We start from the raw sequence: 11,695 nt of genomic DNA, 5'->3' as shown, positions 1-11,695 counted from the left end.
AACCGAATTTTACAGATGCTGTAAAAGCTCCAGCTGTTCTCCGTTCGGTCCGATAAAAAATGCGTTGCGGATGCCGCCGAAGATCGGGAGGTCAGCTGCCTTGTCGACACCGCCCCGGAAGTTTGTGATCCCGGCTGCCTTTAAGTCTGCGATGGCAGCGTCGATGTCATTGACTTCGATTGCGATGTGCGGGAAGAGACTGCCCAGGGCGGTCACATCAGTGCCGTCATGTGGCTCGATGATCTCGAGGTCAAAGCCCGGCATGCTGACGATCTTGATGTGGTTAGTTCCAAGCGGCTTCTGGACATCAGCCTGTCCAGTGACCTTTCCACCGAGACATTCGTAGAATTTTATGGATGTTTCAAGATCCTTTGTGAAAAGCGCGATATGCGCAAGTCCTGTGATGTGTTTCATGATAAGAATCCTTTCCGCGTTCCAGCGCAGCAAATCTCCAGATAAAAGCACCAGATCAGAAGCAGATGGTCTTACCTGAGTGATCCTACAGAGGCGGAAACGCTGTTGCTGTAGTTTTTCTATCTCAAACTATGCTTATTATAGGATTATTTGAAACAGAGTGCAAGAAAAAAGTAAGCGACTGATCCCTGCCCGTGTACAGCAACAATTTTCTCAGTGACGGGCAGAAAAAACTGTGCTATACTCTTGTATTATGAAAAATTTTATTGTATTTGATTTGGAATGGAACCAGAACCCGGGCGGTAAAGAAGCGTCTGTGGAGCGGCTTCCTTTTGAGATCTTTGAGATCGGAGCAGTAAAACTGAATGAAGAGCGTGAGAAGGTCGCGGAGTTTCACCGGATCATCCGTCCCTGCGTGTACCGCCAGATGCACCGGATCATCTCTGAGGTGACCCATGTTTCCATCGAAGAGTTAGAGCGGGATGGAGAGCCGTTTGCGGCGGTAATGGAGGATTTCCTTAAATGGTGTGGAGAGGACTGCATATTCTGCACCTGGGGAAGTATGGACCTTACGGAACTGCAGAGGAACATGGTCTATCATGGGATGACGATCCCGTTCCCGAAACCGTTCCTTTTTTATGATGTCCAGAAACTGTACAGCCTGTGTTATCAGGACGGAAAGGCGAGAATTTCGTTGGATGAGGCGGTGGAGTCCTTTGCACTTGACGTGGACGCGCCGTTCCATAGGGCGCTTGGCGACGCAGAGTATACGGGACGTGTGATGCGGGCCATGGATTTTGAGTCTGTGAAGGACTATGTGTCCGTGGACTACTATATGCCGCCGGAGAGCGAGGATGAGGAGTTCACGCTGCGTTTCCCGGAGTACACGAAGTTTGTGTCCCGGATGTTTGAGACAAAGGAAGAGGCGATGGAGGAGAAGCGGGTGACAGATGTTGTCTGCACGAAGTGCCGCCGGATGTTGAGGAAAAAGATCCGCTGGTTTTCCTCGGGGCAGCGCTATTACCTCTGCCTTGCGACATGCCCGGAACACGGTATGATGAAAGGAAAAATCCGGATGAAAAAGTCGGAGGACGGCAGAGTTTTTGCCGTAAAGACGGTAAAACCGGTGGATGAGGAAGGTGCAGAAGCTGTTTTCCTGAAAAAAGAGGAGGCCCGGATCCGCCGTGCGGAGAAAAGCAGGCAGAAGAAACTCCATGGAGTGGAATAGAGGCGGCAGCCCGGAAGATACGGCAGCAATTGAGCACTTTGCTCCTGAAAAAACGGATGTGAAAAGATAGAAAAAGAGCAGAGGTATTGCTTCAAAAAGCATACATCTGCTCTTTTAGTTTACATAAAATAAAACTTATCGTCTCCGAAAATGATCTCTGAGCCGCTCCCGGAATCCCGGCTGCTTAATCCCGGACTTGGATCTTAAGTGCTTTTCCATGATCATATCAAATTCTGTGGAAGAATATCCCCATTCCTTTAAACGTTTTTCGCGCCGCTGATGACGGAGAAAACGCTCGTTCTGGGCTTTGTTTTCCTGATAGATCATGATTCCGGAGACGGCGCCGCCGATGGCTCCGATGACAGCGGCAGCGATCAGGACTTTCTTAACAATGCCGAAAGCAGGAGAGGAGGTCCAGGATGTCTTATTGCTGCCCGTTTTTTTAGAGGAAGGTTCGGTTTCCTTGTCAGGTGCCTTAGAAGGAATGGTTTCAGCCACAGTCTCAGTCTCCGCGGTATCCGTGCTCTGATTCACTGCTCCGGGCACATATCCCTGTGTCACAGTCGCCTCCAGATAAGCCTGTCCCACAAGCTTATCCCCATAGCGGTAATCGATCCGTGCAATCGCCCCATCCGGTGCATCGTCAGTCAGGTCGTAGTCCAGTGTGGAAGTCACATCGGAGAAGCTCCCATCCGCAGGTAAAGTCACCGCGCTGTTTTTATTTACCGTGAGTCTTGTAGCACTCCCGGAAAAGATCCCGGAGATCGTCAGATCATCAGCCACCTTGCTGTAAGTGCTGTCCTGATCCGCAACCGGAACGGACTTGAAATTTTTAAATCCATAGTCAAACAGTGCTTTTGTGTCGGAATAATGGGTCTGGTGACCATTGAGAACGACAGCTATGAGCTTCATTCCATCGCGCTCCGCGCATGTCACCAATGTATTTCCCGCGAGCAGGGTGTAACCGGTCTTTCCGCCGATGGCACCGTCGTAATAAAGGGAATCATTCCGCCGCAGCATTCTGTGGTGGGCGTAGTAGCGCCAGCCATCCGGGTACTGCTTTAATTTCCCCGCAGGAACGTCATAGTATGTTGTGGAATCAACCTCTACAAATGTCGGATTATTAAATGCCGCCTTCGCGATCAGAGCCATGTCATAAGCGGATACATAGTGATTCGGATTATTCAGACCGCTCGGGTTTGCGAAATGGGAGTCCGTACATCCAAGCTCCGCCGCCTTCTCATTCATCTTCTCCGCAAAAGCATCAATACTGCCTGCGCAGTGTTCGGCCAGAGCGTTTGCAACCTCATTCGCGGACTGTAAAAGCAGGGCATAAAGACAGTCCCGGACACTTAACGTATCTCCGGCGCGGGCCCCCAGAATGGAGGAGTTCGGCTCAAGAGAGTTCACCGCTGTATTGGAGAACGTCACGGTCTCATCAAGCCCACAGTTTTCAATCACGATCAGTGCCGTCAGGATCTTTGTGATACTTGCCGGATAATACGGTTCATGGCTGTTCTTCTCAAACAAAACCGCTCCCGAATTGATGTCCATTAGGATCCCGCCGTCCGCCGAGATCGAGATCTCCGACGGCCACTCAGCCGCCGCATATGCCGTCTGTCCCGGACAAAAGCCGAGGATCAGCGTCAGACAGAGAAAAATACTTAAAATTCGTTTCATGGAACTCCTTGAAAAAATTGCCGCCATGTTTACCCGACGTGGCGGCTGTTTTGATGTCTCAAATCCCATCGGCACAGCCGATCAGGAATGGATTTTTGCCTGTAATTGTGAAGGATTGAATGATCACAGTACTCGTACTATGGATTATAGCAGTTTGAAGACAGGGCTGCAACCGATAAATGATATAAAAAAACCGGCAGATCTATCTGCCGGCTCTTTTATATAATACCAGATTTCCAACAAAAAATACCATAACGATCCCTGCAAACACCATCGCGATCCGGGCGGCGGTATCGAAGAAGAAACCTTCCGGAACGATGTTGATGAGCATGTCGGTACGTGGATCGAGGACCCACAGATCATTGTTGAAAAAGATTTTGTGGAAAACAATGAAATATTTTGAGAAGTCTGTGGATATAATGCCGATCAGGGCCAGTGCTACAGCAAAGACCGCGCCGGTGCCGATACAGAGGGATTTCGGGATCAGGCGCTTTAACGCCTCTGTCCGCTCCGCACTCTTACGTCCCCGGAAATAAGCCAGGGCCGCGAAGCATAGGGTGATCAGGATCCCGATCCGGCGGAGCCACAGGCCGCCGATGAAGAGTCCCTGCACGTCCTCCATGTGGGCAATCTCCCGGTCATTAAAAAATTCCCGGTATTCCCCGCCCATGGTGGTGTATACGTGAAGATCCTCGCGCTTTCCGCGAAGGAACGCCATCATCTGGTCGGTGACGTCAAGAAGATCGTCCATGGTCATCTCAGGGAGATCGTTTAAAACCTGGTATTTCGTGTATTCCTTCTCATAATATCCCGGCGTCCAGTAGGTGACTGCCTCAACGGACGTGATAAGGAACGCGATGATCAGCCAGAACGCGGTGAAGATCCCGGCGGCGTAGGTAATGGTCTTTGCTGTTTTTGTCATTTCGTGGTACTCCGTTTGATTACTTTTAGTCTTGTGAACTCCTCGCGGTCCTTTTCCTCCAGAGCATTTGAAATGTCCTTCACAAGTGCCTGGTATGACGGGATCGTGATGTTTTTCAATGCATTGGCCCGCTTCTGGGTCTTCTTAATGCTCTCGGCAAGACGGTAGGCGGATGTCTCCACGGTTGCGAGGTCTGCGGTCAGTTCCTTCACGCGCTCGAAGGCGATTCGTGCCTCGTCCAGCGAATCGCTGGTGCTGTAAAACGAATAAGGCGGTTTTTCATCTTTTGACGGTGTATACTCGACAAGCGGGATCTCCGTTCCCATGATGCTGCGCGCCTTGATCCGGATATCATCCGTGACGGGAAGTGAACCTGCGATCTCCTCCACATAGTGGATTCCCATCTCGATATTGGCCTTCTGGAGTGCCTTGTAGGCGGCGGTAAAAGTGGAATCGATCTCGGACTGGATTGCTTTTGCCTGATCGATCAGGCCCATAAGTTCCCGCAGCAAGATGTTCCTCTTTTTATCCATCAGTCCGTACCCCTGAGTCGCAAGGGCGAGGGAGTTTTTCGCAAGGATCAGATTTCCCTTGGTGGGGAATGTGTTCGGATTCATGAGATCCCCTCCTTATGAAGCGTCTGAAGCGGCGTCTGCAGGTTTATAATACTTGTCTAAGATCTTCGTGTCAATACGGTCGAGCTCTTCTCTCGGAAGAAGTCCTAAAAGCTCCCAGCCGATGTTTAAGGTGTCGATGATGGTACGGTTGTCATGGATATCCTGTCCGATGAACCGTTTTTCAAATTCCCGGCCGAATTCCAGATATTTTTTATCGATCGGGGAGAGCTCATCTTCACCGATAACAGATGCGAGGGCTCTCGCGTCGCCCACCTTTGCGTAGCAGGAAAACAGCTGGTTTGCCACATCCTGATGATCTTCACGGGTAAATCCCTCACCGATGCCGTCCTTCATAAGACGGGACAGGGACGGAAGCACGCTGATCGGCGGGTAGATGGACTGACCGTTTAAGCTGCGGTCCAGAACGATCTGACCTTCTGTGATGTAACCGGTAAGGTCCGGGATCGGGTGGGTGATATCATCGTTTGGCATAGTCAGGATCGGGATCTGTGTGACAGATCCGTTGACTCCGGCGACGATTCCGGCGCGCTCATAGAGAGATGCCAGATCACTGTATAAGTATCCCGGATATCCCTTACGGGACGGGATCTCGCCCTTTGAGGAGGAGACCTCACGCAGCGCCTCAGCGTAGGAGGTCATATCCGTCAGGATGACCAGGATATGCATGCCCTTTTCAAATGCGAGGTATTCGGCAACTGTGAGGGCAACCTTCGGTGTGATCAGACGCTCGACGACCGGGTCATTTGCAAGATTGATGAACATGGCAACATGGTCCAGAACGCCGCTCTCGCGGAAGGTCCGTTCAAAGTATTCGGCAACATCGTACTTGACGCCCATAGCTGCGAATACGACGGCGAATTTTTCATCGGAATTGTCTCCCAGAGAGGACTGCATGACGATCTGCGCTGCCAGCTGGTCGTGGGGAAGTCCGTTTCCGGAGAAGATCGGGAGCTTCTGTCCGCGGATCAGGGTCATCAAACCGTCAATGGCGGAGATACCGGTACGGATGTAGTTACGCGGATATTCACGGGCCACCGGGTTTAACGGCTTTCCGTTTACATCCAGTTTTTTATCAGCTAAGATCGGTCCCAGACCGTCGATAGGATTTCCAAGACCGTCAAAGGTACGGCCTAACATATCGGCGGAGACGCCGATCTCCATTGGATGTCCGGTGAGACGGGTATGAGTGTTTTTCAATGCCATGTTTCCGGTGCTCTCAAACACCTGGATCACGGCTTTATCCTCGTACGCCTCGATAATGCGTCCGAGCTTCTTTTCTTTTCCGTCGACGGTCATTTCCACGATTTCATCATAAGATGCCCCGGAAACGCCTTCGAGGACGGCAAGAGGGCCATTTAAGGAACTAAGGCCAAGATATTCGACTGCCATTGTGATCTGCCTCCTTATGCGTTGCGCTCGATGACGGAATTGTAGAAGTCATCGATCTGCTTCTTATAGTCGTCAAACATGTCGAGACGGTCATTCGGGACGTCATATTTGATGGCAATGATCTTCTCAAAGATCTTTTCTTCTTTGAGGACGGATACCGGCATGCCCATGGCAACGAGGGCACGGGATTTTTTATAGAGATAAAGGATGATCTCCATCATCTTAAACTGCTTTTTCAGCGGAACGCAGGTATCTTCCTTATGGAAAGCGTTCTGCTGAAGGAAACCGAGACGGATAACCTTGGCGATCTCGAGAACGAGCTTCTGGTCATCAGGGAGAACATCGGATCCGATCAGTTTTACGATCTCCATCAGGCTGCTTTCCTGATTCAGGATCGTGACGAGCTGGTTACGGTAATTGACAAAGTTTTTATCCACATGCTCAGAGTACCAGGAAGAAAGATCCGTGAGGTATTCCGAGTAGCTGGTCAGCCACTGGATCGCCGGGAAGTGTCTCGCGTAGGCGAGGTTCTTATCAAGTCCCCAGAAGCAGCGGACGAAACGCTTGGTGTTCTGTGTGACCGGCTCGGAGAAATCGCCGCCCTGCGGGGATACGGCTCCGATGATGGATACGGAACCTTCCGTTCCGTTTAAGTTCTGGACCATTCCGGCACGCTCATAGAACTGGGACAGCCGGGATGCCAGATAAGCCGGGAAACCTTCCTCGGCCGGCATCTCCTCCAGACGGCCGGAGAGCTCACGGAGCGCCTCTGCCCAACGGGAGGTGGAGTCTGCCATGATCGCTACGTTGTATCCCATGTCGCGGTAGTATTCTGCAAGTGTCAGGCCGGAGTAAAGACTCGCCTCACGGGCGGCAACCGGCATGTTGGAGGTATTGGCGATCAACGTAGTCCGCTCCATCAGTGGGTTTCCACTCTTCGGGTCGATCAGCTCGCTGAATTCCTCCAGAACCTGTGTCATTTCATTTCCACGCTCGCCGCAGCCGATGTAGATGATGATATCGGCATCAGACCACTTGGCGATCTGGTGCTGGGTCATGGTCTTTCCGGTACCGAATCCGCCCGGGATCGCCGCCGTGCCGCCCTTTGCGAGCGGGAACAGGGTGTCAAGGATACGCTGTCCTGTGATCAGCGGTTTGGATGCCGGATAGCGCTTTACGGTCGGACGCGGGATGCGGATCGGCCATTTCTGTGTCATAGTGATGGTTTTTTCTGTTCCGTCCTTTGTCATAAGAGTGATCAATGTATCATTGATCGTATATTCACCGTCGGAGACAACGGAGAGGACATCGCCCTCCAGATCCGGCGGGATCATGACTTTATGGGTAATGGCTCTCGTCTCCGGGACCTCCGCGATGATGGTGCCGCCGTAGACATGATCACCGCGCTTTACGGTCATGTGGGTCTGCCATTTCTTTTCTGTATCAAGGGATGTTACATGAACACCGCGGTCAATATAATAGCCGCTTGATTTTTTGATCGCGGCTAACGGACGTTCGATTCCATCAAAAATATTTGTGATAATGCCGGGGGCAAGTGTGACGGAGACAGGAGCTCCTGTTCCTGTGACCGGCTCTCCGGGCTTCAGACCTGTGGTCTCCTCATAGACCTCGATCGTTGTGCGTTCGGAGGTCAGTCCGATGACCTCGCCGACGAGGTTTGCCTCTCCGACGTAGACCATCTCATTCATCTGAAAACCGGAATCACCGGCAATATAGACAATCGGGCCGTTGATCCCGTAAATTGTGCCTTTTGCAGCCATGTTGATTTCCTCCAAAAATGTTATAAAAAGTAACTGTCCGGCAGGTCTGCGCGTGTACCGCGCTGACCACGGGAACGTATTGCACAGTTACAGTGAGAACTGGAAGTCCTGTTCAGCTTCTTTGAGCTTCGTCTCAAAGGAGTTATCGATCAGGATATTTTTCGAGGCGATGACGGCCCGCGTGCCGCCGAGAAACGGGTACTGGCTGACGCGGATGTCGCAGTCGGTCCTTAAGGATAAAAGATTCTGCTTTTCCTTGTCGGACGGGTCGATATAGATGTGGATCTCACTGGATCCTGCAAATGCTTTTTCTTTTTTGATCTGCGCCTCTAAGAGTGCATCATATTTCGGGGTCTCCATGAACCGCGCCAGTCTGTCGCGAAGCTCGGAGAAGACTTTCCCGCGGAGTTCCTCATCTTTTCTGCTATAGGAACGGCGGATCTCGATCTGGCCTAAGGACAGGTTTTTGTTGGTCTCCCGTGCGATCCGCTCTTTTTCGGCAGCGATCTGCAATGCTGCCTGCTTTCTGGCGTTTTCTTTATGCTCATTCAGGATCTTTTCCTCATAAGCGGTATAATCAGAGACTGCCTGCTCGTATTTCTTTAATGCGTCGCCTGTGCAGATGTCTTCAAAATGCTGTAATTTTTCTTCGGTTGTCAAAGCAGCCACCTCCTTGATTCCAATATCGATCTGCAGCGGTTCCGGATCGCTGTCGCCTGCGGACGGAACCGCTGTGTGCATACTATAACTTTAGTCCGATCGCGTCATTTACATATGCCGTGATGAAATCGGGCCGCCGTCCTGTTCCGTGGCGGTCCGGGATTTCGATGAGAAGCGGCTTTTTATGTTCTGTGCGTACCGTCTTAACCAGCTCCGGATACTTCTTTCCGAGAGCTTCGGTGAGCAGGATGATCCCGATATTTTTGTCTTTTAACACTTCGTTCAACGCCTTTTCCAGCGTTCCTTTTTCATTTGCGATCACACCGTCCACGCCCGCCAGCCGCATGCCGGTCAGCGTGTCGGTATTATCGCTGATCAAATACATTCTCATAGCCGGTCTCCATTCCTGGTAATAGTTCAGCCATGTTGTCAGGCATTAAAGTTTACCGATGATCATGAAGGAGATGATAAGTCCGTACAGGCAGACACCTTCGGCAAGACCTACGAAGATAAGAGATTTACCAAGAATGGAGGAATCCTCACTGATAGCGCCAAGTGCTGCGGATGCTGCCGCGGAAACGGCAACGCCGCCGCCGATACAGGAAAGTCCGGTGGAAAGAGCAGCTGCGATGTAGCCCATACCGGTGGAGATGCCGCCAGCTGCAGCTGTGGACTCGGCTGCGAATGCAGTGCCGCCAAAGAGTACGCAGACGGCGAAGAGCATGGTTCCGAAGAACATTACGGTGTTGGCTGCGAGGGCTGTTTTATAGCGTCCTTTTGTCTTTTCACCTGCGGCGAAAGCTCCGAAGGGGACAGCAATGCTGAAAATAAGTGCAACGGTTAAAAGAAGTTTTACTGCGATTGTCATGACGATGACCTCCTAAAATCTGTATTTTACCATTTATTGTAACGATTCAGTGCCTTCATAGTTACACGCAAAAATCCATTCCAGATCAGCTTCGCTGATGGGATTTTTGCCTTCCAGCCTATGTTTTATTACGGTCAGCGCAGCAAGTGCGCAGACCTACTGAACAGTTACCATTTATTCTTATTTCTCGTAGAACGGTTTAAATTCCCGGCCGCTTCCTTTATAGAACCGGCTGAACAGCTCGTAGTACTCGAGACGGAGTACCTGGATCCCGACGATCAGGCCCTCCATGCCGCACACGAACAGGTTTCCGAGAACAATGACCGGTATGGACGGTGCTCCGGTTTCTGCGCCTGCGAGCATTAAAACAACCTGCATCATGGCTGCATGGCTGACGGCGAAGGCGCCCACACGGACGAAGGAAAGCGTGTTGGAGAAGTAGCTTAAGAGTACTTCAAACAGCTCGAAAAATCCCTGTGTGATGAACATTCCCACGCCACCGGAGATCTTCTCAGATTTCTTTTCCAGAACTGCTGTGAGCGGTTCCTTAAAGAACATCACGAGAAGCGGCAGGACGAACATGATGATCAGGACCGCTGCAGCCGGAAGTGTATGTCCGCTCATGAACATTACGATGGTGGCTGCAAGACTGAAATAAAAGACGAAGCCTGCGAGACCGTTTGTATCGAACCAGGTCTTTTCGGTGTCATGGTTCTTAAAGCTCGTAATCATGTTTAAGATCATCGTAAAGAGGATGACTCCCATGCCGAGAGCAATGGCAACGACGAACACGGTGTTCAGACGACCCACAAACGGAAGATCCGTCATGGCTTCGGTCGGCTTTAACCACAGCGCCGGAATCACATCTTCAAATCCGAAGACGCTTCCGAAGAGGCATCCGAAGATCGTTGAGAAGAATCCGCAGCAGGAGATAATGGCTGCCAGATCGATCTTTTTGAACTTATAGAGCAGGAAACCGCCGATCAGAAGGACAAGTCCCTGTCCGGCATCTCCGAACATGAAGCCGAAGAAGATGGAGTAGGTGATGGCGATCAGAAGCGTCGGATCAAACTCGCCGTAGGACGGAAGTCCGTACATCTTTACGAACATCTCAAACGGCCGCAGCAGCGGAATGTTTTTTAACTTGGTGGGCGGAATGCTGGTCACGTGCTCTTTGCTGTCCTCTAAGACGAAGAATGTGTCCGCGTCCTTTGCGAGGTCCCTGTGGAGAGCTTCCGCGTCCTCTTTTGTCATCCAGCCGCAGAGAATGTAGAACGGATGATCCTTATCATGGGTGCATGCCGCATACTTTCTCACATTGAAGTTTGCTTCATAGGATTTCAGCACCTGGCTGGCATCCCGGAGACTGGTCTGTCTCGTCAGCAGGTACCCGGAATCTTTTGCGTCCAGGGCCTGTTCCTTTGCTTTCAGATTTGCAAGCTCGTTTTCCAGACGTTCGACCTCGGTCTTCGGGGTTCCGGCGTACTCATCCGGGAGATAGATCCTCTCGAACTGCAGGGACGAGAAGACGGTGTCGATCCGGTCGGAGGTGATATCCGGTGTGAAGTAGAGCAAAGAAATATAGTGGTCTGATTCGTGGCATTTGAACAGGATCGTCTCATCCGAGCGGTCGGCGAATGCCTGAAGCTGCGGGAAGCTTTCCTTTCTGATACGTCCGAACCGGTATTTGATGTGCTTCAGCTTTAGAATTGCCGGAATATCGAAGTCCAGTTCCACATACAGGCGTACCTGCTCCAACAGGGAAGAGACTTCTTTTTCTTTTGCCTTTAAGGACTCCCGCTCCTCATCGGAGGCGGCGAGCTCCGTATCCATGTCATTTACAAGTGTGATGGCGTTCTCCACAGGCATTGTTCCGGTGGAAATCTCCTGCTGTTTTGCGCCGGGACAGGAAGCGAGAAGTTTCTGCGCTTTCTGAAGCGGTTCCCGGTATGGATTGGTTCCGGGATATGGTTCTAATTTTGATGCGGATCTTAATTCGGTCAGCGCGTTTTCCAGCTGGATCTCATAGTGGGAGAGATACTGGTTGACCATTCGGTCCAGATCGTTCTTTGGCCCGGAGATGCTGACGAATTTCATTTTTTCGATCACAAAGCA

The 11,695-nt window shown here is 51.2% G+C and carries 11 protein-coding genes; 1 reads left to right on the top strand and 10 read right to left on the bottom strand.

Features of this window, described 5'->3' with window-relative positions:
- Positions 1–9: 9 nt before the first annotated feature.
- Positions 10–414 carry a VOC family protein gene (locus DW677_RS04085; RefSeq protein WP_147324922.1) on the bottom strand — a complete coding sequence of 135 codons (405 nt, stop codon included), beginning with the start codon at positions 412–414 and terminating at the stop codon, positions 10–12.
- A gap of 253 nt (positions 415–667) precedes the next feature.
- Here DW677_RS04085 and DW677_RS04080 point away from each other — a divergent pair, with 253 nt between their 5' ends.
- Positions 668–1,642: a 3'-5' exonuclease gene (locus DW677_RS04080; RefSeq protein ID WP_117503610.1), complete on the top strand. Its 975-nt coding sequence runs from the start codon at positions 668–670 to the stop codon at positions 1,640–1,642.
- A gap of 135 nt (positions 1,643–1,777) precedes the next feature.
- On the opposite strand, the gene DW677_RS04075 is transcribed toward DW677_RS04080, so the two are convergent.
- From DW677_RS04075 to DW677_RS04035, 9 genes are all read right to left on the bottom strand, one after another.
- Positions 1,778–3,322 (bottom strand): D-alanyl-D-alanine carboxypeptidase family protein, encoded by a 1,545-nt coding sequence (locus DW677_RS04075; RefSeq protein WP_117471002.1) that lies wholly within the window; start codon positions 3,320–3,322, stop codon positions 1,778–1,780.
- Positions 3,323–3,524: 202 nt separating this feature from the next.
- A complete protein-coding gene (locus DW677_RS04070; protein WP_117551970.1) occupies positions 3,525–4,244 on the bottom strand; it encodes a TIGR01906 family membrane protein in 720 nt (239 codons plus the stop codon).
- The gene (locus DW677_RS04065) at positions 4,241–4,861 is read right to left on the bottom strand and encodes a V-type ATP synthase subunit D (RefSeq protein WP_117566524.1); all 621 of its coding nucleotides are present in this window, start codon (positions 4,859–4,861) and stop codon (positions 4,241–4,243) included. The genes DW677_RS04070 and DW677_RS04065 overlap by 4 nt, the downstream gene beginning before the upstream one ends.
- A gap of 12 nt (positions 4,862–4,873) precedes the next feature.
- Positions 4,874–6,271, bottom strand: coding sequence for a V-type ATP synthase subunit B (locus tag DW677_RS04060; protein WP_015552849.1), 1,398 nt, complete (start codon positions 6,269–6,271; stop codon positions 4,874–4,876).
- 14 nt (positions 6,272–6,285) lie between these two features.
- Positions 6,286–8,052, bottom strand: a complete 1,767-nt coding sequence (locus DW677_RS04055) for a V-type ATP synthase subunit A (RefSeq protein ID WP_117566523.1) — start codon at positions 8,050–8,052, stop codon at positions 6,286–6,288.
- 87 nt (positions 8,053–8,139) lie between these two features.
- Positions 8,140–8,721, bottom strand: coding sequence for a V-type ATP synthase subunit E (locus DW677_RS04050; protein ID WP_347472270.1), 582 nt, complete (start codon positions 8,719–8,721; stop codon positions 8,140–8,142).
- Between the two features lie 73 nt (positions 8,722–8,794).
- Positions 8,795–9,103: a V-type ATP synthase subunit F gene (locus tag DW677_RS04045; protein ID WP_117470998.1), complete on the bottom strand. Its 309-nt coding sequence runs from the start codon at positions 9,101–9,103 to the stop codon at positions 8,795–8,797.
- A gap of 45 nt (positions 9,104–9,148) precedes the next feature.
- Positions 9,149–9,580 (bottom strand): ATP synthase subunit C, encoded by a 432-nt coding sequence (locus DW677_RS04040; protein WP_015552854.1) that lies wholly within the window; start codon positions 9,578–9,580, stop codon positions 9,149–9,151.
- Between the two features lie 180 nt (positions 9,581–9,760).
- Positions 9,761–11,689, bottom strand: coding sequence for a V-type ATPase 116kDa subunit family protein (locus tag DW677_RS04035; RefSeq protein ID WP_117566522.1), 1,929 nt, complete (start codon positions 11,687–11,689; stop codon positions 9,761–9,763).
- Positions 11,690–11,695 lie beyond the last annotated feature (6 nt).

The sequence above is a fragment of the Clostridium sp. AM25-23AC genome (genome assembly GCF_003435125.1).
Classification (GTDB): Bacteria; Bacillota; Clostridia; order Lachnospirales; family Lachnospiraceae; genus Pilosibacter; species Pilosibacter fragilis.
The sequence above is the reverse complement of the archived record's forward strand: the minus strand, read 5'-3'. Positions and strand labels throughout refer to the sequence as shown.